Raw genomic sequence first — 21,263 nt, forward strand, 5'->3', positions numbered from 1 at the left:
ACGCATCAAGGACTCGCGGCATCCGCGCAGCGCGGCGCCAATGTCGCCCGTTCCGCTCAGGCCGCCGCCTGATAGAGCTGCCGCGCGAGCCGGTTATGCCGTTCGATCACCGGCCCGAGTTCGAGCGTCGCCAACTGCCCCTCCTTCACGATCACCTTGCCGTCGATCACGCTATAGCTGACTTGCGACGGCGCGCAGAATACCAGAGCCGCCACCGGATCGTGCAGTGCGCCGGCAAAGTGCGGCTGACGCAGATCGAATGCGACGAAATCCGCGGCCATGCCGGGTGCGAGCGCGCCGATGTCGTCGCGATTGAGCACGCGCGCACCACCCAGCGTCGCGATTTCGAGCGCCTCGCGCGCGGTCATCGCATCGGGCCCGAAACCGACGCGCTGCAGCAACAGCGCCTGGCGCACTTCGGCGATCATCTGCGCGCCATCATTCGACGCCGAGCCGTCGACACCGAGCCCAACCGGCACGCCCGCCAGCCGCATGCGCTTGACCGGCGCGATGCCCGACGCGAGCCGCATGTTCGAACACGGACAATGCGCGACGCCGGTGCCGGTGCGCGCGAACAGCGCGATGCCCGCGTCGTCGAGTTGCACGCAGTGCGCATGCCATACGTCGCGGCCGACCCAGCCGAGATCGTGCGCATACTCGGCCGGCGTCATGCCGAATTTCTCGCGGCTGTACTCGACGTCGTTGACGTTCTCCGCCAGGTGCGTGTGCAGCGACACGCCGTACTGGCGAGCGAGCACCGCCGATTCGCGCATCAGGTCGCGGCTCACCGAGAACGGCGAGCACGGTGCCACGACGACGCGCAGCATGGAGTAGCGCCCATCGTCGTGATACGTCTCGATCAGACGCTGGGTGTCCTTCAGGATGTCCACTTCGTGCTCGACCACCGAATCGGGCGGCAGGCCGCCGTCTTTGCGTCCCACGCTCATGCTGCCGCGCGCCGCGTGAAAGCGCATGCCGATGCGGCGCGCCGCGGCGATGCTGTCGTCGAGACGGCTGCCGTTCGGATAGATATACAGATGGTCGCTCGACGTCGTGCAGCCCGACAGCAGCAGCTCGGCCATCGCGGTCAGCGTCGACACTTCGATCATCTCGGGCGTGAGGTTGGCCCACACCTTGTACAGATTCGTCAGCCAACCGAACAACTCGGCGTTCTGCGCGGCGGGAATCGCACGCGTGAGGCTCTGGTACATATGGTGATGCGTGTTGACGAGGCCCGGAATCACGAGGTGGCCGCGCAGGTCGAGCACTTCATCGGCCGTTTGCGGCAGTTGCGCCGTCGGTCCGACCGCGACGATCCGGTCGTCCTCGATATAAAGGCCCGCGTCGCGCAGTTCACGCCGTTCGCCATCCATCGTAACCAGTACGTCCGCGTGCTTCACGAGCATCGTTTTGCCGGTGTGTCTCAGTGCTTCATTCATCGTCATTCGTCTGTCCGCCTGATTGCCTGCCTGCAAAGCCGTTCGAACGCGATGCGGCGGCACGCCCACCGTGCCGCCGCGTTCCGGCCGCGTCGCATAGCGCTTACCTTCGGTAGCCAAAATCCGGCTGGCAACCCGCGCGGCTGCAATACCCGGCTTCACACTGCCAATATAGTGGCGCTTTTTTGGCGCCGGTACGATCGGCCGATGCGCCGGCGCGCCTTTCGACTGGCTGTCCATCATCATGCGCGAACTATTATCTTTCTTATCGCTCGCGCGCTGAACGGCGCATCCTTTCTACAATGGCTGCCACGGCGCTCGCTTCAATTCGCCGACGGGTATGTAGCCACTGACGTGGAGCCTCGATCCGCCGCAAACGTAGTGGATCGGGCCGCCGCCGACACCTCGCATTCACACAAGGACAATTGCGAATGGGCAAGCTCACTACCCACGTGCTCGACACCGCGAACGGCCGTCCCGGCGCAGGCATCAAGGTCGAACTCTTTGCGCTCGCGGGCGACACGCGCCGCGCGCTCAAAACCACTGTCACCAATCACGACGGCCGCTGCGACGAGCCGCTGCTCGAAGGCGACGCTCTCGTCTCGGGCGAGTACGAACTCGTGTTCGGCGCGGGCGACTACTTCGCGTCGCTCGGCACGAAGGTACCCGAACCGCGCTTCGTCGATCGCGTCGTGCTGCGCTTCGGCGTCGCCGACGCCAACGCGCATTATCACGTGCCGCTGCTGGTGTCGCCGTTTTCGTACAGCACGTATCGGGGCAGCTAGCCCGCGTCGATGCGAGCCGCATCCGAACTGACACGAACCCGCACCAACAGGCACCAACAGGCACAAGCGCCCCGCGATACCCATAACAACCCGCGCTGCGTCTTTTACCCCGCAGTCGGCGCAATGACCGACGACGTCGACCGTCATCGCGCGCACAACGAATCAGAAGTGGAGGAGTTTCATGGAAGGCTTTATCACCGACTGGTTGAATCTCGCGATTCGCTGGTTCCACGTCGTCGTCGCCATTGCCTGGATCGGCGAATCGTTCTATTTCGTCGCGCTCGACAACAGCCTGAAACCGCCGACCGATCCGAACCAGCGTCGCCGCGGCGTGTTCGGCGAACTGTGGCACGTGCACGGCGGCGGCTTCTACAACATGCAGAAGTACACGGTCGCGCCGCCCGAAATGCCCGACGACCTGCACTGGTCGAAATGGCCGTCGTACACGACCTGGCTGTCGGGCTTTGGTCTGTTCACCGTGCTGTATCTGTTCTCGCCGAGCACCTACCTGATCGATAAGAACGTGCTCGACATGGGGCCGGTGGTCGCGGTCGCATCGGCGATCGGCTTCCTCGCGGCCGGCTGGATCGTCTACGACTCGCTGTGCCGCATTCTCGGCACGCGCGACAAACTGCTCGGCATCTGCGTCGGCGTTTATGTGCTGATCGCGGCATATCTCGCCTGTCATGTCTTCGCGGGTCGCGCGGCGTATCTGATCATGGGCGCGATGCTCGCGACCATCATGTCGGCCAACGTGTTCTTCGTGATCATTCCGGGTCAACGCAAGATGGTCGACGCGATGCTGAAGGGCGACACGCCGAACCCGATCTACGGCAAGCGCGGCAAGCAGCGCTCGGTGCACAACACGTATTTCACCCTGCCTGTGGTGTTCGCGATGCTGTCGAACCACTACGCGATGACCTACACGCATCCGTACAACTGGGCGGTGCTCGTCGTCATCATGCTGGCCGGCGCGCTGATCCGTCAGTTCTTCGTGATGCGCCATCGCGGCCAGGTGCTGTGGTACCTGCCGCTCGTCGGCGTCGCGCTGATGTGCACGGCGCTCGTGTGGACCATGCCGCGTCCGGTGGTGCCGCAGGCGCAGGCCGCCAACGCGCCGACGCTGAAGGTTGCCGACATCGCGCCGGTGCTGCAGCAGCGCTGCGTGGCCTGCCACTCCGCGCATCCGACGATGATGGGCAGCGCACCCGCCGGCGTGCTGATGGATACGCCCGACGAAATCTCGCAGAACGCGCAGCGCATTTACCAGCAGGCGGTCACGTTGAAGGCGATGCCGCTCGGCAACGTCACCCACATGACCGACGACGAGCGGATGAAGATCGCCGCGTGGTTCGAAGGCGGTGCGGCGAAGTAAGGATGTCCGTCCGGATCACGGAGCCGGTGCCGAGGTAGAGGCTGGAGTGCGAAGCGGGCTTGTCGCGAGAGCGGCAAGCCCGTTGTTGTTTGGAAGGTGACGTGCGCGGTCAGCGAGATCAATAATCGAATTTGTCGCCCTTGGGCTACAAAAATCGCCAAGGCTGCGTAAAATGTAGCCCTAGAGGTACAAATACAAATAACCTTGCTGTATCTCTTGGGCTACAATGAATGTCAAATGCGCTGAATTTGACGCCCTGAGGCTACAAATGACCAACCTCGCCGATGTCTCGGACATGCTGAAAGCCGTGCGACGCGACAGCAAACTATCGCAGGAAGAACTTGGGCGCCGCGCGGGCGTGGCCCGTACGACCGTCGCGCGGATGGAAACGCTCGCCAGGAACGATATGAGCGTGTCCGTGCTCGTGCGCCTGCTCGAGGCTGCCGGTTACGACCTCAAGTTCGTCGCGCATGGACATGGGCGCACGCTGGAAGACATCCTCGCTGAACAGCGCAGCCCGGACGCGCAGCCATGAAGCTCGACGTTCAGGTGCTCGGCAAGAACGTTGCCACGCTGTTTCGCGAGCGCGACGACTATGTCCTCAAATATCGCGGCGATGCGAGCGCGGCCGACTTCGTCAGCCTGACGATGCCGGTGCGCGAAGAGCTTTGGCGCTGGCCACGCGATCTGCATCCGTTTTTCCGGCAGAACCTGCCCGAAGGCTATCTGCTGAATCTGATCCGCGAGCAATTCGGGCCCTTGCTCGACGGAACCGATCTGTCACTGCTCGCCGTCGTGGGCTCGATGGGGATCGGCCGGGTCACCGTGACGCCCGAAGGCGTGGCGCCGGGAACTGAACTCCAGGCGCTCGACGTCCAGCACATCCTGCACGGCGACAACACCGCCGAACATTTCGCGCAACTCGTACGTGAATACGCGCGAGCGGCCATTTCGGGCGTCGTGCCGAAGTTCATCGCGCCGGAGGCGCAGTCTGCCGCATCGACACCGTTGCAGCTCGGTAAGCCGACGATTCGAACGAGCCGTCACATCGTCAAAGGTTCGGACGACAACACGCCCTTTCTCGGTTTCAACGAGTTCCATTCGATGCGGGTGCTGGAGCGGCTGGGGGTGGCGCCCGTTGCGCGCACGCGGATGTCGGACGATGGCAGGGCTCTCGTCGTCGAGCGCTTCGATGTCGACGCGCAGGGACTGCCGGCGTATGGCGTCGAAGACTTGTGCGGTCTGCTCGGATTGCCGCCGCACGAAAAATACAATTCGACGAGCGAGAAAATGCTCAACGCGGCAAGAGCGTATCTGCTCGATCGCGACACCATGCGGATGCAACTCCAGCAGCTCGGCTGGCATTTGCTGACGAACTACGTCGTGCGCAATGCGGACTGCCACACCAAGAACGTCGCACTGTTCTATACCTCGGTCGACGATGTCGCGTTCGCGCCCGTCTACGATGTCGTGACGACCCAGGCTTATCCGCGCTTCGCAGCCAATCCGCCAGGGCTGCCTGTTGATGGCCGCAAAACCTGGTCAGCGGGTAAAACGCTGGAACGATTTTTCAACACGCGCATGGGCATCGCCCCGCGGCAATATTCGCAGATGGTTGAAGCGTTGTGCGACTCGGCTGTCGACGTCGGCCACGAGTTGATCGAAGCAGCGCGCAACGAACCGCAGTGGCGTGCGCTCGCCAAGCAGATGCTGCATGCCTGGGACGACGGCATGACATCGCTGCGCTCGCCGAAGAAAAGCCTGCAATTCAGGGGGCTCAAGCCGGCCATCGAAGCAGCGGGATTTTCGGCGCCGGAGCCGCCTGAACGGTCAAGGGAAGTCATTGGGCATTCGCCGCTGCTTGGCAGGCGCAAGTGATCGCCGTCCCATGCAAAAAAGCCCGCGACGTAGCCCAGGTCGCGGGCCTGTTCCTCGAACCACAACACTACCAGCCAACCGGCAGCTGCATCGACATCAAACCGCCACCGCGCTCAACGCATCTTCCGTGAGCCACAGCGACTCCGTCAGATCCTGCTCGTTCAGATTGAGCCCCTCCCCGCCACGATCGACGACGATAAAGTCGCTCGTCTCGCCCAACGCGATCAGCGGATGGTGCCACACGCCTTTCGCGTAGTTGACGCCCTGCCAGCCACTCGTGACGAAAGCGCGGATCTTCGTCGCGTCGAGCTTGCCCGCGGGCGCGACGACGACCAGATACGGCTTGTCGTTTAGCGGCACGAACGCCTGGCTGCCAAGCGGATGACGCTCGAGCATCTTCACTTCGAACGGCAGCGTGCGCGGCTGGCCACGAAACAGGTTGACGAGCGTGTGGCCGTGCTGGTCAGTCACGTCGACTTTCGCGAGGTCGTGATAGCGGATCGTCGTGCCGAGGTTGATCGGAATCTGCTTCGCGCCTTCGAGTTCGATCACGTCGCCGAATGCGGCGAACGCTTCCTTCGTCAGCGGTTCGATCGCGAGTGTTTTCATTCGAGCGTGCCCCACAGGCGCAGACGCGACACGCCGCCGTCTGGATAGATGTTGAAGCGCACATGCGTGACGGGCCCGAGCGCCGCGATCTGGCTGTCGAAGAAATGCTGCTTGTCCATCTGCAGTTGCTGCTCGCCGAGCAGCACCGGCCAGAACATCGCCTGCGTGACGAGCGAGCTGTCGGTGCCGCCCTTCACGTACGCGGCCTGGATCGAGCAGCGATCCGGATAGTTGCCCTTGAAGTGCGCGGTGTCGACTTCGATCTTGCGGATCACGCCCGACTGCGCGAGCGCGATGATCGCCCAGTCGTTGCCCGGTTCGCGACGACGGCGCGTTTCCCAGCCGTCGCCCATGTTGACGCCACGGCCCGGCATCAGCAGCGTCGAGGCTGCGCCGAAATGCTGGTTGTTCGCGCCGACCAGATACGCGCCGTTTTCCATCGCCGCGAGATCGAACTGCTCGGTGCGGCTCGCGCCCGCCCAGTCCACCTGCGGCTGACCGTACACACGCAGACGCGCGATACCGCCGTCCGGATAGAGGTTCACGCGCAGATGCGTGTACGGGCTCGCGTCGCCGACTTCGACGTAGAGGTGGCTATTGCCCTGCAAGGTCGTCGACGGCACGATCTCGGTCCATTGCGTCGACTGGTTCGGCTCGCCATCGACGACCCGCGCCGCTTCCACCGACGCCGCCGGCGGGAAGTTGCCGGTGAAGTGGCTCGTGTCGAGGTCGAGTCCCTTGATCACGCCGGGCCGCGCGAGCTTGACGATGCACCAGTCGTAGCCGGTCGTGCGCTTGCGACGCGTCTCCCAGCCGTCCATCCACTTGCCGTTGTCGTCGTACTTGCCCGGAATGAAGACGGCCGGTTCCGGATTCAGCATGCGGTCCTTCGGCGCGAAGAATTCGTCGCTGGCCTCGAGCGCCTGCGCGCCCAGACGCGGGTCCGCCAGGTTCACGTAACGGCGCGTGAATTCGGGTGCGTTGGGGTCGAGAATCGGAAGTGCCATCTTTGTCGTCCTTGATATCGGTTGGTGCGGAAAAAACGTTACGGCTCGCTGCGTGACGCGATGCGCTTCACGCGCCGATCAGGTCGTCGAGCCGCAAACGTGCAATGCGATAGATCTGATCGAGGCTCGCGCGCATTTCGTCCGCGCGGCTGTTGTTCACGCGCGACTCGAAGTTCGCGATGATGCCGTGGCGGTCGTAGCCGCGCACGGCGAGAATGAACGGAAAACCGAATTTCTCGCGGTACGCGTGATTGAGCGCTTGCAGCTTGTCGAACTCTTGCTGCGTGCATTGTGCAAGGCCCGCAGCGCTTTGCTCGCGCGTCGATTCGGCGGTCAGCTCGCCGCGCACCGCGGCCTTGCCGGCCAGCTCCGGGTGTGCGTTGATCAGCGCGAGCTGCTTGTCGTCGCCCGACGTTTCGACGATCCGCGACATTCTGCGATGCAACTCGTCGATGCTCGCGAACGGCCGCTCCTGTGCCGCAATCTCGGCGACCCACGGCGAATGCTCGAAGATGCCCGACAGCGCCGCGACGAACGCGTCGGTCGAGATGCTGTTGAGTTGGTCCAGGGTGTATTGCATCGCCTTCATGCCGCAGCCTCGCGGCTGTCTTGCTGGTAAGGATGCGTTTCGTGCCAGTGCCGCGCGATATCGACGCGCCGCGACACCCACACGCGATCGTACTGTTCGATGTGATCGAGAAAGCGCTGCAGCGCCCGAAAACGCCCGGGCCGCCCGAGCAGCCGGCAATGCATGCCGATCGACAGCATTTTCGGGACTTCGTCGCCCTCTTCGTACAGCACGTCGAATGCGTCGCGCAGGTAGGTGAAGAAGTGGTCCGCGGTGTTGAAGCCTTGCGGAGTGGCGAAGCGCATGTCGTTGGTGTCGAGCGTGTACGGCACGATCAGTTGCGGCACGGACTTGCCGCCCGCCACCTCGACGTCCATCCAGAACGGCAGGTCGTCGCCGTAATAATCGGAGTCATACAGGAAGCCGCCGTATTCGGCGACCAGCCGATGGGTGTTCGGACTATCGCGACCGGTGTACCAGCCGAGCGGCCGCACGCCTGTCACACGCTCGATCGCCTCCATGCCGAGCTGCATGTGCTCCGCTTCCTGCTCCGGCGACATGTCCTGATAGTGAATCCAGCGATAGCCGTGGCACGCGATCTCATGTCCCAGTTCGACGAACGCCCGCGCCACCTCCGGATGCCGCTCGATTGCCATGCCGACGCCGAAGACCGTCAGCGGCAGATCGCGCCTTTCGAATTCGCGCAAGATGCGCCACACGCCCGCGCGCGAGCCGTATTCGTAGATCGACTCCATGCTCATGTGCCGCGCCGGATACGCCGCCGCGCCCACGATCTCCGACAGGAACTGCTCGGAAGCGGGGTCGCCGTGCAGCACACAGTTTTCGCCGCCCTCTTCGTAATTGAGGACGAATTGCACCGCGACGCGCGCTCGCCCCGGCCAGTTCGCGTGCACCGGGTGGCGGCCGTAGCCGATCAGATCGCGTGGGTAGTTCGGGTCGAGTGGCATGGTTTGACGGATGCGTAGTGACGGGACCGGGAATGCGCGTGAACGCGGTTTGAAACCCCTCGGCAACGGTGCGGGGTTCACACGTGTAGCCACGCAACAGGCAGCTTCAGCGACTGCCGAAACCGCAGCGCCGAGTTGACCCAGTGTAGCGAAAACACCCCGGTGCGCCCATACAGCCGGGCAGATAGTGCGTGTTACAGCGAGTGTATGTGCGAGTCCGCCGACTCGGCGTTTACCCGCGGCGGACCAGGGCTGAACGACGCGAGCGCGCCGTCGTAGCGCTTCGCGAGCGGCCGCGCGTAGTCGCCGCGCTTGGCCGTCGCGAGACGCAGCGCGACCAGTGCCTCGGTCCATTTGACGGCCGCCGTCACGCCTTCGATCACCGGTGCGCCGAGCGCGTCCTCGATCTCCGCGCATAGCTCGGCCATGCCCGCGCAACCAAGCACGATCGCGTCCGAGCCGTCCTCAGCGAGCGCGCGCCGGCACTCGTCGAGGATGACGCGGCGCGCCGCCGAGCCCGGCTTGTCGAGATCGAGCACGGCGACGTCGGTCGCACGCACGTTGCGGCAAAAGCGCTTCATGCCGTAGCGCTCGGCCAGATGCCAGGCCATGCCGCAGGTGCGCGCGAGCGTCGTCACGACCGAAAAACCCGGCGCGAGCACGCTCGCCGCGTGCATCGCCGCCTCGGCGATGCCGATGACCGGGCCACGCGCGAGCTCGCGGGCCGCATACAGACCGGGGTCGCCGAAGCATGCGATCACGTAGCCGTCGCAGCCTTCCCGCTCGCCGGCTATGACTTCGGCGAGCAGACCGGGCGTGGCGAGCGCTTCGTCGTAATAGCCTTCGATCGACGGCGGGCCCATCGTCGGATTGACGGCGATCACTTCGGTGCTTGGCCCGGCGACGTCGCGCGCGCAGCGCCCCATCGCCTCGGTCATGCGGCGCGTCGTGTTCGGATTGATCAGTCTGATACGCATGGCGACTCCTGTTCGACTCGTTATTGCAGCGGCGAAAGCCCGTGAAACTCAGCGTGCGAGCATCCGGTAAAACAGCGCGCCGAGTCCCGCGCCGATGAACCACGAGAAATTCGCGCAGCCGTCGAGCCCCGGCACCATCACGCAGATCACCGCGATCAGCGCGGCTGGCAACAGCGCCGCCACCGCGCGATAGTTGACGCCGTTGCGATACCAGTACGAACCGCTCGGCGCGACCGTGTACAGATCGTCGCGCACGATCTTCTGGCGTTTGACGAGATAGAAATCGACGATCAGGACGCCGTACAAAGGCCCGATGAAGCTGCCGAGCACGTCGAGCGTGTAGTGGATCACGGCCGGATTGTTGAACAGGTTCCACGGCGTGATGAACACCGACGCGACCGCCGCCAGCATGCCGCCCGCGCGCCAGCTGATCAGGCGCGGCGCGACGTTCGAGAAGTCGAAGGCCGGCGACACGAAGTTCGCGACGATGTTGATGCCGATCGTCGCGATCGTGAAGGTCAGCGCGCCGAGAATCACCGCCATCGGATAGTCGATGCGGCCCACCGTCTCGACCGGGTCCGTGATCAGTTCGCCGAACACCGGCAGCGTGGCCGCGGTCGTGATCACCGTGACGAGCGAGAACGCGAGGAAGTTGACCGGCAGGCCCCAGAAGTTGCCGCGCTTGACGCTGCGAAAGCTCCTGCCGTAGCGCGAGAAGTCACCGAAATTGAGCATCGGCCCGGAGAAGTACGACACCACCAGCGAGATCGCCGTGATCATCACCGGCAACACTTCCATGCCGTGATATTTGACGCCGCCGAGATTGATGCCGATGTTGCGCCAACCCGCGCGATACACCATATAGCCGGCGAGAATGAACATCACGACGTACACGGCCGGGCCGGCGAAGTCGATGAACTTCTTGATGGTCTCCATGCCGTGCCAGAACACCAGCGCCTGCAGTACCCACAGCAGCATGAAGCCCGCCCAGCCGAGCGTCGACAGACCGAGCAGGCCATGCCGATGCACGTCCGCATACGGCAGCAGTTGCGGCACGAACTTCAGCACGACGATCACGAGCGCGCTCGACGCGAGATAGGTCTGGATGCCGTACCACGCGACCGCGATCAGGCCACGGATCACCGCGGGAACATTCGCGCCGAGCACACCGAAGGTCGCGCGGCACGCGACCGGATACGGCACGCCGTTCAGCTGGCTCGGCTTTGCGATCAGGTTGCACAGCACGTTCACGAGCGTGATGCCGATCAGCAGCGACACCAGCACCTGCCAGCTCGTCAGGCCGAGCGCGAACAGACTCCCCGCGAATACATAGCCGCCGACGCTATGCACGTCCGACATCCAGAACGCAAAGATGTTGTACGCGCTCCAGTTCTGCGCGCGCAGCGGCGCGAGGTCCTTGTTATAGAGCCGCTCGCTGTAGCCGGCCGGCATCGACGGATCGGTTTGAGCCGTGCCGTCCGGATAGTTGGCGATGGGGTGACTGTCTGGCGCTGCACTGAACTGAGCCATGATTCCTCCTTTGGATAGGGACCGTCGATAGAGCATCGACGGACACTGCATCGGTCATGCCAGTTGCTCGCTTCTCTCGCCCTGCGCGGGTCGAAGAAGTCGGCGCCGTGGTCTCGGACCGTGCCGCGCGTGTCTCCGTACTGACGTACTTGTGGTTGTCGCATCGCCAGCCGCCGCGGATTTCCGGCGATGCGTCGCTACCCGGAGTCCGTCGTCTCGCGACGGACGTGCGTGTTCAGACCAGCGGCGCTCACGCGAGGCCGCCTGGCCGTGCATCTATCGGTTCAGTTCAATTCAGTGCGGCGCGCACCACGAACGGGCGCTCGCCTGCTGCTTGCCTCAGCCTAGGGGTGGAGTCGGCTTCGGCTCTTTACGTGGATGGTTCTTTCGGCGCGAGCGCGCCGAATACTTCATGCAGATCCGCTGCCCCGCGCGCGGGGCGTTCCAGCATCTTCAGCTCGACGCTTTGCAGATGGCGCGACATCAGCGCGGCCGCCTGCTTCGCATCGCCGGCGTCGAGCGCGGCGAGAATCGCTTCGTGGTCCTCGAACGAGCACGGGCTGCGTCCGAGCGACTCGTACAGCGCGGAAATCAGCGTGGAACGCGCGACCAGTCCGTTCAGGCAATCGCACAACACCGAGTTGCCGGTGAGGTTCGCGAGCTCCGTATGAAACTCGCCCGACAAGCGGATCCATGCCGGAAAATCCCGGGTTTCGAACGCCTTGCGTTCCCGGCCGATCCTGCCGCCGATGTGCTTCAGGCGCCGCATGCCGTGTCCACTACAGATCTTTTCGACGACGGCCAGCTCGATGATGCGACGCATTTCGAATACCTCATGCACCTCTTGCAACGACGGGCTCGCGACGAACGCGCCGCGATTCGGCTCGAGATCGACGAGACGCTCACCGGCCAGCTGCGACAGCGCTTGCCGGATCGGGCCGCGCTTTACACCGAATACTTCGCATAGCTGAGCTTCGGTGAGCTTCGCGCCGGGTGCCAGCCGATGCTCGAGGATCGCCGCGCGGATGCGCTCGGCGATCGCTTCGGGCTTCGAACTGTTCGCGACGGATTCGGTGTCGGACATGATGTGCGTCTCGGTATGTTGGTCATCATAGGACGGACACAAATATTGTCAACAATTTTCGCGCCGATTTTCGGCAGTTTCTGTGCTGCGGCGCGGCAGAATCAGCCTGAGAGTCATGCTACGCCGCTGTCTGGCGGGAATCTTAACCGGACTTGACGAAGTCATGCTAATTGCTGGTGGCCAGTTTTTTGTCAACAAAAACTGAAAACATCGGCGGCGGGCGTGGGAGATGGCGATCGTCGCAAGATCGACAGTTAGTTGCGTCACTGTCACGAAAAAAGCGGGCGATCCGTCTGCCTCTGGCCGCCCACCCGGCTTCAGCCGAGGCTCGGATAACCCGACGCGGTCAGCCTGAAACCATACGCGTCCGCGACCAGATGCGCGTCCGCGCCGACCGGCAGCGTCAGCATGTTGTGAACGTGCCCGAACTGCAGCCCCGTCACGACCGGAATGGCGATCAGCGAGCGCACCTGCTCGATCATCGCGTGCAGGTCGTAGCCGTTGTCGTAGTCGTAAGGCTTGCCGCCCGAGAAATCACCGAGCACGAGCGCCTTCTGCTGCGCGAGGATGCCGGCCAGATGCAGCTGATAGATCATCCGCTCGATTCGGAACGGCTGCTCGTTGACGTCCTCGACGAACAGGATGCCGCCCTGCACCTGCGGCATGTACGGCGTGCCGACCAGCGACGCCACCACCGCCAGGTTGCCGCCCCACAGCGTGCCCGTTACGTCGACGCTCTGCGCTTGCGGCGTGTTGCTCGCGACGGTGATGGTTGGCTGCGTCAGCGCCGACCAGAAATGCTGCATCGTGAATTCGCTGAGCTCCTCGGCGCCGAAATCGCTGATCAGCATCGGGCCGCCGAAGGTCTTCACGCTGGCGCGCGCGAGCAGCGCCAATTGGATCGCGGTGAAGTCGCTGTGACCGACCAGCGCGACCGGCTGATCGGCGAGCCGCCGCCGCAGCCCTTCGTAGTCGAGACCATGCAGGATCCGCACGGCGCCGTAGCCGCCGCGCACGACCAGCACGACATCGGGCAGCTCGCGAGATGGATCGGCGAGCCGGTTCAGATCGGCCGCGCGCTCGCCGTCGGTGCCGGCGAAGCGCTGGTAGCGACGCTTCGCGGCCTCCTCGCCGTGGACGCGATGCCCCTGCGCACGCAGCCGATGCAACGCGCGATGCAGCGCCTCCGGATCATGCGGATAGCCGGACGGCGCAATCAGTTCGATGGTGCGATGAGCGGTCATGGCGAGACCCGTTGGGCGTGGTTGTTTTAGAGCGGTGTGGTGGTGGGGGGCGGTTCGCTGTCAGCGGATGTGGCGGTGTTATCGACAGTGCCAGTGGTCGTTTCAGCCGCCACGCCGCGCGCTGCCGCGCGCGCTTCGCGACTCGCGCGGCGCCGTTCGGCGAAAAACGACCTGAGCGCCGCGCTGCATTCGGCTTCGAGGACGCCGCCGCTGACCGTCGTGTGATGGTTCAGCTGAGGATTCGCGAACGCATCGACGACGCTGCCGCACGCGCCGGTTTTCGGATCGCGCGCGCCGAACACGACACGTGCGATGCGCGCGTGCATGATCGCGCCGGCGCACATCAGGCATGGCTCCAGCGTCACATAGAGTTCGCAGCCCGGCAGACGGTAGTTTTCGAGCGATTGCGCGGCGGCGCGCAGTGCGACCATTTCGGCATGCGCGGATGGATCGTGCGCGCCGATCGGATGATTGAAGCCCGTGGCGATGACTTCGTCGCCGCGCACGAGTACCGCGCCGACCGGCACTTCGCCGGCTGCGCGTCCTTGTTCGGCGACGGCCTGAGCGAGCGCCATGAAGTGGAGGTCGCGTTCGGAAATGGTAGAGGGTCCGGGATTTTCGGAAGGAACTGCGGGACCGGCCGAAGGGTGATCCGCCGCCAGCGGGCAGACCGCGCCGATGCCTGCACTGCCGGACTTCTCGTCGTCGCCGGCCTGCGCCAGAAAGCCGATTGAAGTGGCACGCACGAGCGGCTCGTTCACTGCGAACCTGCGCCGGTCACATCGACATTGCCGACGCGCTCCGACAGACGTTCGGCGATGCGGCGGCAATATTCGCGCGGCAGCACCATCGGGCCGCCGCGCAGCGATTCGAGCGCCATGTCGAGCGCCAGCATGTGCGCCTGGAGACGGCAACGGGTCGCCTGATCGCTCACGGCATTCAGCTCCGTTTGCAGGTCGCGCAACGCGCGAAGCTGCTCGACGGCGGGCGGCACGAAGCCCGCGTTTTTCAGAATCCGGTTGGCAACGCGCACTTCTTCCGGCACCAGCGCATCGTCGTCGAGGCGCAGCGGCGCGCCTGCACCCGGCAAGTCGTCGAACTCTCCGCGCGCGGCGGCGGCGGCAATACGCTGTTCGACAAGCGCATCAAGCAATTTCATCTGCAATCCACTACGTTGCGGCCCGAGCATTCTATCAGGAGCGCCGCGGCGCTCAGCGCTCACCTGGCGGCATGAAACCACCGATTTGCCGGCCAGGCAGCATTTGACGGTGCTTCGGCGTGGACTTAGAGTAGGTCACAAGTCGTACCACGCGCGCGTTGACACCGGCGTGGCCGACGCGCTCCATGCCCTTCAGCTCTGCCCCACCAACGGCCACCGCGCGAGAACGATATGTCTGGTTCGTCCCAGCAGGCTGTGCATCAGTGCGAACTCGCGCACATTCCAGCACGCCGGCTCGGCCGCACGGCGCTCGATCCACGGCATCCCGTAGGCCAGCGTCAGGTGCGGCGTAAAACGTTCGTCAGGCTCGATGCCGTCGTCTCGGAGCCGCACTTCGAGCGCATCATGAAGCGCCTGCAGTCCGCGTACGCCGTGTTCGCCGACCAGCACCGCCGGCCCGACCCGCGGCCTTTTCGCGAAGCTGGCGACCGCGTCGAATTCGACCGTAAACGGCGCCATGCTGACCGCCGCGGCCGCCCGTTTCGCCGCCTCGACCACATCGGCCGGCAAGCCGCCCGCGAAATTGCCGAGATGCCTCAGCGTCACGTGCAAGCGGTTCGCCGCAATCGGCTTGCTGCGCACGCCGTTGCGCCCGCCGCTGCGGACGCATGCGTGCTCACACAGCTGCTGCGCGAACTTGGCGATACCAGCCGCGGTGTTGGCATCCGGATAGACCGCGAAGAAGAGCCCGTCGGTGGGCGTTGGCGGCGCCTCGAGCCCGGGCAACCACAGTTGTTCAGGCATCGCGCCTCGTTCCCTCGCTGATTTTTCTGCCTATCTGCACACCGCCGCACAGGCGGCCCATTGCAGCCATGATACTGTACGTTCATACAGTACGACAGGCCGCGCGTCACGACAGCGCGCTACAGGTCGGCCGGCTTGCCGATGCGTTTGTACCAGAGTTCGATAAACGACTCGGCCGCCGGCGACAGCGAATGCTCGGCGCGCCGGATCAGGTTCACGTCGCGCGTGATCAGCGGCGCCTCGAGCCTGCGCGCGACCAGATCGCGATGCGGAAAGGAGCCGAGAAGCATGCCCGGAAAAATCGCGATGCCGAGACCGGCCTGCACCATCGAAAGCCCGGTCGTCATGTAGGACACCTCGTACTCCACCGCCTTGCGCATGCCGAGCGTGAACAGTGTTTCGTCGATCAGCTTGCGGATGCCGCTCGTCGCCCTAGTGCCGATCCACGGATACTGCAGCGCATCTTTCCAGCTCACGCGCCGCTTTTTCGCCAGCACCGAATCCTTGCGGCAGATCGCGCACAGATTGTCGCGCGCGAGACATTGCAGCGTGATGCCGTCGGGCCGGTCGCTGATCGTGCCGATGCCGAACTCGACGTCGCCCGTCAGCGTCGACGCGGTCAGGCGATCGGGCGCGGCGTCGTCGACCGAGACCTCGATGTTCGGGTACAGCGCGCGATATTCGGCGAGTAGCTTCGGCACGATCGCCGCCGCGATCGACGGCGTCGCCGCAAAGCGCAGGTGACCGCGCTCGCGTCCGGCCAGTTCCTTAACGCTCGACTGGATCGACTCGAGATCGCGCAGCATCCGCTCGACGGTCGGCAGGATTTCATGCGCTGCCGCGGTCGGCCGCAGTGAGCGCGACGTACGGTCGAACAGACGCAGGCCGAGCGCCTCCTCCATTTGCCGGATCAATACGCTGACCGCAGGCTGTGTGACGAACATCTCGTCGGCCGCGCGCGTCAGCACGCCGAAGCGGCAGACGAGCGCGAACGCGCGCAATTGCTTGATGGTTGGGGTCATGAAAGCCGAATCATAAAGTCACTTTATGGGGCCATTGATTTTGTTCGATTGTTTTCATTCGGACAGTACCCTACATTGCCTTCCTACGCAGCGCGCAGCCGTTCAAAAAACGACAGGAGACAGTCGTGACAGCAATCGATTCGCGCAAACGCTGGGTCGGCGCAATGGCGTCGACGCTCGGCAATGTGCTCGAGTGGTACGACTTCGTGGTGTTCGGGTTTCTGTCGATCACCATCGCGAAGCAGTTCTTCCCCAGCGACAGCGAGTATGCCGCGCTGATGCTCACCACCGCGACGTTCGGCGCGGGCTTCGTCGTGCGGCCGCTCGGCGGAATTCTGCTGGGCATGTACGCGGATCGCAAAGGTCGCAAGGCCGGCCTCACGCTCGTCATCGCGATGATGACGGTCGCCGCCGCGATGATCGCGCTCACCCCCGGCTTCCAGCAGATCGGCCTGATCGCGCCGGCGATCGTGCTGTGCGCGTCTGCTGCAAGGCATTTCGGCCGGCGGCGAATTCGCCACCGCGACCGCGATGTTGATCGAATACGCGCCCAAAGCGCGCCGCAATCTGTATGGCAGCTGGCAGATGTTCGCGCAGGCGTTGGGCGCGTTGCTCGCGGTCGCCATGGGCAGCGCGCTCACGCATCTGTTCACGCATGAGGCGCTGCAGTCGTGGGCATGGCGAATTCCGTTCCTGACGGGTCTGCTGATCGGCCCGGTCGGCTTCTATATCCGCCGCAATCTGCCCGAAACCGAGGCGTTCCAGAAGCTGGGCCCGCGCGTAAAGGTGCGGTTCTCGCAGGTCGTCACGCACTATCCGCGCGAATTGTTCGTCGCGACTGCGCTGTCCGCCGCGCTCAACGTGATGGCCTACGTGATCATCACGTATCTGCCGATTTACGCGGTGCAAAACCTGTATATGCCCGTGACGCTGCCATTTTCCGTGCTGCTCGCGAGCGTGCTGCTGCGCGTGGTGACGATCCCGCTGTTCGGTCATCTGGCGGATCACATCGGCGGCGAACGCATGATTCGCGTCGCACTCGCGCTGTTTCTCGTCGTGCTATACCCCGCTTACCACTGGATCGTCAACGCGCCGTCGTTCGCGTCGATCATGACGGTCGAGCTCGGCTTCGCGCTGCCGATCAGCGCCTCGAACGCGCCGATTCCGACCGCGCTCGCCGGCCTGTTCCCGACCGAAGTCCGCTCGACCGGCCTCGCGATCTCGTACAACATCGGCGCGGCTGTCTTCGGCGGCTTCTCGCCGATGGTGCTCACGTGGCTGCTGCACGTGAGCGGCAACAACATGATGCCCGCGCATTTCTGCGCGGTGTTCTTCGCGCTGGGCCTGATCGGCGCGTTCATGCTGAAGCATCGCACGGCGCCGATGAACGAATTCGCCGCGCAGTAGCCCGCTCCGTTTTCACCTCACCCGCACCGCGATTCGCATCGATACGGAGATCGAATCGATCGGCCAACACTGAAGGCGCACGCCACGCCTTCATTCGACGACTCATTCTTTCGGAGATCCCGCATGCCTGTTATTGATGTTCATACGCACGTCTTCACGCCCAAATGGCTCGAGTTGCTGCGGCAGCGCGGCGATGCGTACAACATCCAGACGCGCCCCGACGGCCAGCAGGAAGTGTTTCGCGGCAACACGCCGGTCGTGATTCCGCAAAAAGGCCACTTCGATTTCGACATGCGTATCCGCCAGATGGATGATCTTCGAAGGCTTCTTCGATCAGTATCCGAATCTGAAGATCATCGCGTCGCATGCGGGCGGCGCGTTGCCTTATCTCGCCGGCCGCTTCGAAAAAGGCAACGAGGTCGAGATCCCGCAGCGTCGCAAGATGAAGCGCAAGCCGATCGACTATCTGCGCCATATCTACTACGACTGCATCACGTATAGCCCGGCGTCGCTCGAGTTTCTGGTGTCGGTGGTCGGCGCGGATCGCGTGATGTTCGGCACGGACTGGCCGCATCAGGTGTACGACATTCGCGGCGCGTTCGCCAACACCGCCCGTTTGCCGAAGGAGCAATGCGATGCGATCAGCGGCAACAACGCGCTGCGGGTCTTCGGATTTTGACCTGGTGGCGGTGCGAGGACGTGATGCGCCGGGATACACTGGTATCCCTGTCCTCGCCACGACACATCGCCGACGACAGCGCCATTCCGACGCTGGGAAAGTGTTCGAGTCCGACGACTTTGCTTACGACCTGGCGTGAGCCAGGTCGTAAGCCAGAAATTCGGTACTGCCGGAGCGACTCGGGAGCAGTTAAATTACTCCCACTCGATTGTCGCAGGCGGCTTCCCCGAAATGTCATAGACGACCCGGTTGATCCCGCGTACTTCGTTGATGATCCGGTTCGACACATGCCCGAGCAGTTCATGCGGCAGATGCGCCCAATGCGCGGTCATGAAGTCGAGCGTCTGCACCGCGCGCAGCGCGACGACGTACTCGTAGGTGCGCCCGTCGCCCATCACGCCGACGCTCTTCACCGGCAGGAACACCGCGAACGCCTGGCTCGTCAGGTCGTACCAGGATTTGCCGGTTTCCTTGTCGATCGTGTTGCGCAGCGTCTCGATGAAAATCGCGTCCGCGCGGCGCAGCAGGTCCGCGAAATCGCGCTTCACTTCGCCGAGGATCCGCACGCCCAAACCCGGACCCGGGAACGGATGGCGATACACCATCGAGTGCGGCAGACCGAGCTTCACGCCAAGCTCGCGAACTTCGTCCTTGAACAGCTCGCGCAGCGGCTCGAGCAGCTTCAGGTTCAGCGTCTCCGGCAGACCACCCACGTTGTGGTGGCTCTTGATGGTTTGCGCGGCCTTCTTGCCCTTGCCCGCCGATTCGATCACGTCCGGATAGATCGTGCCTTGTGCAAGCCACTTCGCGTCGGTCAGCTTGCCGGCTTCCGCCTGAAACACCTCGACGAATTCCGCGCCGATGATCTTGCGCTTCGCTTCCGGATCGGTCACGCCAGCGAGCTTGCCCAGGAATGCTTCGCTAGCGTCGACGTGAATCACTTTCACGCCAAGGTGATCGGCGAACAGCGCCATCACCTGCTCGGCTTCGTTCAGGCGCAGCAGGCCATGATCGACGAACACGCAGGTCAGCTGATCGCCGATCGCGCGATGCAGCAGCGCCGCCGCCACCGACGAATCCACGCCGCCCGACAGGCCCAGAATGACGTGCTCGTTGCCGACCCGCTCGCGAATCTTCGCGACCGCTTCGTCGATGTAGTGGCCCATTTCCCAATCGGCCTTCGCGCCGCAGATCTGCAGCACGAAGCGCTCGAGCATCGCGCGGCCCTGTACCGTATGTGTGACTTCAGGATGCCATTGCAGGCCGTAGAAGCGGCGCTGTTCGTCGGCCATCGCGGCGATCGGGCACGATTCCGTCGATGCCATCAGCGCGAAGCCCGGCGGCATTTCCAGCACCTTGTCGCCGTGGCTCATCCACACCTTCAGCATGCCGTGTCCTTCGGACGTGGTGAAGTCGCTGATGCCTTCGAGCAGGCTCGTATGGTTGCGCGCGCGCACCTCGGCGTAGCCGAATTCGCGCAGATGACCGATGTCGACCTTGCCGCCGAGCTGCTGCGCCATCGCCTGCATGCCATAGCAGATGCCGAGCACCGGCACGCCGAGTTCGAACACGGCTTGCGGCACGCGCGGCGCGTCTTCCTCGGTGACCGAACTCGGGCCGCCCGACAGAATCACGCCCTTCGGCGCAAAGTCGCGGATGAACGACGCGTCGACGTCGTACGGATGGATTTCCGAATACACGTTGGCTTCGCGAACGCGACGGGCAATCAGTTGGGTGACTTGTGAACCGAAGTCGAGAATCAGGATCTTGTCATGCATGGCTGCGGACGGAATCAGAAGTGAGCGGATACGGAATGCCGCGCACGAGGCGCGGCGTCGAATTCAAAGCGGTCCACACGGCGACGGTCTCGGCGCGGCGCGAACAGCAAACCTCAGGATGAAACACAAGGGCGCGGCCGACCGCGGAGCTTGCCGCCTGCGATGCGCGAGAACGAAGCCCGGTAGCTTCGACAAACGGCGTGGCGCGCGGCGCGTCAGCCATGAAACGGCGGGCGGGGTGCGCCGGGCACGTCGTTGCTGGTGTCGCGCGCGGCGCGTTCGGACTCGCTCGGGCCCGGCTCGCTCGCGGCCGGATGAAGCGGCGTGGTGGCGGCAACGGAAGCCGCGGCAGCCGGATTATGCGGCCGCGTGGCCGGCACGACGGGCTCTGGCACCGGCTCGGCGTGATAGACCGGAAAGCCCGCCGTGACACGTGGCTCGCGCGCGTTGTCGCGTTCGAGCTCACGCTGCCGTGCGGCATCCCTTTCAGCTTCTTTCGCAGCCCGCTTATCGGCCTTGCTCGACGAGGACTTGACCACGATCCCCTTCTCGCGCCGCCGCACCGCACCCGACAGTCGCACGCCGCCGAGCCCGATCACCACCAGCACGACACCGGCCAACACCGCCACCATCTGCCCGAAGCCGGTCAGCGACGGCGTATGCAGCCCCAGCAGCCAGACCAGCATCAGCACGCCGGCGAGCCAGTGCACATGACCGACGACCTTCGCGACCGTCGAAGTCATCGCCCCGTCGAACGACGCGTGCACCGCGAGCCAGGCGAGCCCGATCAGCGCGACGCCGAACGCCTGGCCGACTAGCATCGGCTCCGTTGGCACCAGTTGCAACGCGTCGTACAGCGAAGTCCACGGCGTCAGCACGAACAGCAGGCCGAACGCCAGCAGCAACAACGCATCGAGGATCAGTACAACGCGCAGCAGTGGCTTCATGGG

Annotated in this window: 22 protein-coding genes and 1 pseudogene; 7 read left to right on the forward strand and 16 right to left on the reverse strand. The window is 64.2% G+C overall.

Features of this window, described 5'->3' with window-relative positions:
- Nucleotides 1–56 precede the first annotated feature (56 nt).
- Nucleotides 57–1,406 carry an 8-oxoguanine deaminase gene (locus OKW43_RS23740; protein WP_429451769.1) on the reverse strand — a complete coding sequence of 450 codons (1,350 nt, stop codon included), beginning with the start codon at nucleotides 1,404–1,406 and terminating at the stop codon, nucleotides 57–59.
- 464 nt (nucleotides 1,407–1,870) lie between these two features.
- Here OKW43_RS23740 and uraH point away from each other — a divergent pair, with 464 nt between their 5' ends.
- From uraH to OKW43_RS23760, 4 genes are all read left to right on the forward strand, one after another.
- Nucleotides 1,871–2,224, forward strand: coding sequence for a hydroxyisourate hydrolase (uraH, locus tag OKW43_RS23745; protein ID WP_429450236.1), 354 nt, complete (start codon nucleotides 1,871–1,873; stop codon nucleotides 2,222–2,224).
- 181 nt (nucleotides 2,225–2,405) lie between these two features.
- Nucleotides 2,406–3,599: a urate hydroxylase PuuD gene (locus OKW43_RS23750; RefSeq protein ID WP_429450238.1), complete on the forward strand. Its 1,194-nt coding sequence runs from the start codon at nucleotides 2,406–2,408 to the stop codon at nucleotides 3,597–3,599.
- Nucleotides 3,600–3,867: 268 nt separating this feature from the next.
- On the forward strand, nucleotides 3,868–4,134 hold the full coding sequence (locus OKW43_RS23755; protein WP_187618420.1) for a helix-turn-helix domain-containing protein: 267 nt from the start codon (nucleotides 3,868–3,870) through the stop codon (nucleotides 4,132–4,134).
- Complete coding sequence (locus OKW43_RS23760) at nucleotides 4,131–5,477, forward strand: type II toxin-antitoxin system HipA family toxin (protein WP_429450240.1); 1,347 nt, start codon at nucleotides 4,131–4,133, stop codon at nucleotides 5,475–5,477. Before OKW43_RS23755 ends, OKW43_RS23760 begins: the two co-directional genes overlap by 4 nt.
- Nucleotides 5,478–5,573: 96 nt before the next feature.
- Here the strand turns inward: OKW43_RS23760 and OKW43_RS23765 are convergent, their stop codons facing one another.
- The 12 genes from OKW43_RS23765 to OKW43_RS23820 form a co-directional block, all read right to left on the reverse strand.
- The gene (locus OKW43_RS23765; protein WP_429450242.1) at nucleotides 5,574–6,086 is read right to left on the reverse strand and encodes an ureidoglycolate lyase; all 513 of its coding nucleotides are present in this window, start codon (nucleotides 6,084–6,086) and stop codon (nucleotides 5,574–5,576) included.
- A complete protein-coding gene (gene alc / locus OKW43_RS23770; protein ID WP_429450244.1) occupies nucleotides 6,083–7,093 on the reverse strand; it encodes an allantoicase in 1,011 nt (336 codons plus the stop codon). Before alc ends, OKW43_RS23765 begins: the two co-directional genes overlap by 4 nt.
- 67 nt (nucleotides 7,094–7,160) lie before the next feature.
- Nucleotides 7,161–7,682: a 2-oxo-4-hydroxy-4-carboxy-5-ureidoimidazoline decarboxylase gene (gene uraD / locus OKW43_RS23775; RefSeq protein WP_187632968.1), complete on the reverse strand. Its 522-nt coding sequence runs from the start codon at nucleotides 7,680–7,682 to the stop codon at nucleotides 7,161–7,163.
- Nucleotides 7,679–8,629, reverse strand: a complete 951-nt coding sequence (gene puuE / locus OKW43_RS23780) for an allantoinase PuuE (RefSeq protein ID WP_429450247.1) — start codon at nucleotides 8,627–8,629, stop codon at nucleotides 7,679–7,681. The genes uraD and puuE overlap by 4 nt, the downstream gene beginning before the upstream one ends.
- A 194-nt stretch (nucleotides 8,630–8,823) precedes the next feature.
- Nucleotides 8,824–9,606 (reverse strand): aspartate/glutamate racemase family protein, encoded by a 783-nt coding sequence (locus tag OKW43_RS23785; RefSeq protein WP_429450249.1) that lies wholly within the window; start codon nucleotides 9,604–9,606, stop codon nucleotides 8,824–8,826.
- 48 nt (nucleotides 9,607–9,654) lie between these two features.
- Nucleotides 9,655–11,136, reverse strand: a complete 1,482-nt coding sequence (locus OKW43_RS23790) for an NCS1 family nucleobase:cation symporter-1 (protein WP_429450251.1) — start codon at nucleotides 11,134–11,136, stop codon at nucleotides 9,655–9,657.
- A gap of 370 nt (nucleotides 11,137–11,506) precedes the next feature.
- Nucleotides 11,507–12,220 (reverse strand): GntR family transcriptional regulator, encoded by a 714-nt coding sequence (locus tag OKW43_RS23795; RefSeq protein ID WP_429450253.1) that lies wholly within the window; start codon nucleotides 12,218–12,220, stop codon nucleotides 11,507–11,509.
- 317 nt (nucleotides 12,221–12,537) lie between these two features.
- A complete protein-coding gene (ldcA, locus tag OKW43_RS23800) occupies nucleotides 12,538–13,464 on the reverse strand; it encodes a muramoyltetrapeptide carboxypeptidase (protein WP_429450255.1) in 927 nt (308 codons plus the stop codon).
- 26 nt (nucleotides 13,465–13,490) lie between these two features.
- A complete protein-coding gene (gene tadA / locus OKW43_RS23805; RefSeq protein ID WP_376776323.1) occupies nucleotides 13,491–14,039 on the reverse strand; it encodes a tRNA adenosine(34) deaminase TadA in 549 nt (182 codons plus the stop codon).
- Nucleotides 14,040–14,221: 182 nt separating this feature from the next.
- On the reverse strand, nucleotides 14,222–14,623 hold the full coding sequence (locus OKW43_RS23810; RefSeq protein WP_187632975.1) for a DnaJ family domain-containing protein: 402 nt from the start codon (nucleotides 14,621–14,623) through the stop codon (nucleotides 14,222–14,224).
- A gap of 192 nt (nucleotides 14,624–14,815) precedes the next feature.
- Entirely contained in the window at nucleotides 14,816–15,427 is a 612-nt protein-coding gene (locus OKW43_RS23815; RefSeq protein ID WP_187632976.1) for a 2'-5' RNA ligase family protein, read from the reverse strand.
- 119 nt (nucleotides 15,428–15,546) lie between these two features.
- Entirely contained in the window at nucleotides 15,547–16,449 is a 903-nt protein-coding gene (locus tag OKW43_RS23820) for a LysR family transcriptional regulator (protein ID WP_187632977.1), read from the reverse strand.
- 164 nt (nucleotides 16,450–16,613) lie between these two features.
- Here OKW43_RS23820 and OKW43_RS23825 point away from each other — a divergent pair.
- Nucleotides 16,614–16,835 (forward strand): annotated as a pseudogene (locus OKW43_RS23825) (MFS transporter); the annotation flags it as partial.
- 145 nt (nucleotides 16,836–16,980) lie between these two features.
- On the forward strand, nucleotides 16,981–17,856 hold the full coding sequence (locus OKW43_RS23830; RefSeq protein ID WP_281393942.1) for an MFS transporter: 876 nt from the start codon (nucleotides 16,981–16,983) through the stop codon (nucleotides 17,854–17,856).
- A 102-nt stretch (nucleotides 17,857–17,958) separates the two neighbouring features.
- Here OKW43_RS23830 and OKW43_RS23835 read toward each other — a convergent pair whose 3' ends face one another.
- Nucleotides 17,959–18,135 carry a hypothetical protein gene (locus OKW43_RS23835; protein ID WP_246529953.1) on the reverse strand — a complete coding sequence of 59 codons (177 nt, stop codon included), beginning with the start codon at nucleotides 18,133–18,135 and terminating at the stop codon, nucleotides 17,959–17,961.
- Between the two features lie 31 nt (nucleotides 18,136–18,166).
- Here OKW43_RS23835 and OKW43_RS23840 point away from each other — a divergent pair, with 31 nt between their 5' ends.
- The gene (locus OKW43_RS23840; RefSeq protein WP_429450259.1) at nucleotides 18,167–18,535 is read left to right on the forward strand and encodes an amidohydrolase family protein; all 369 of its coding nucleotides are present in this window, start codon (nucleotides 18,167–18,169) and stop codon (nucleotides 18,533–18,535) included.
- A gap of 194 nt (nucleotides 18,536–18,729) precedes the next feature.
- On the opposite strand, the gene guaA is transcribed toward OKW43_RS23840, so the two are convergent.
- Together guaA and OKW43_RS23850 are read right to left on the reverse strand one after the other, a co-directional pair.
- Nucleotides 18,730–20,313 carry a glutamine-hydrolyzing GMP synthase gene (gene guaA / locus OKW43_RS23845; RefSeq protein ID WP_429450261.1) on the reverse strand — a complete coding sequence of 528 codons (1,584 nt, stop codon included), beginning with the start codon at nucleotides 20,311–20,313 and terminating at the stop codon, nucleotides 18,730–18,732.
- Between the two features lie 215 nt (nucleotides 20,314–20,528).
- On the reverse strand, nucleotides 20,529–21,260 hold the full coding sequence (locus OKW43_RS23850; protein WP_187632979.1) for a hypothetical protein: 732 nt from the start codon (nucleotides 21,258–21,260) through the stop codon (nucleotides 20,529–20,531).
- Nucleotides 21,261–21,263: the final 3 nt, after the last annotated feature.

Origin of the sequence: Paraburkholderia sp. WC7.3g, assembly GCF_050436345.1 — a bacterium.
GTDB classification, from domain to species: Bacteria; Pseudomonadota; Gammaproteobacteria; order Burkholderiales; family Burkholderiaceae; genus Paraburkholderia; species Paraburkholderia podalyriae.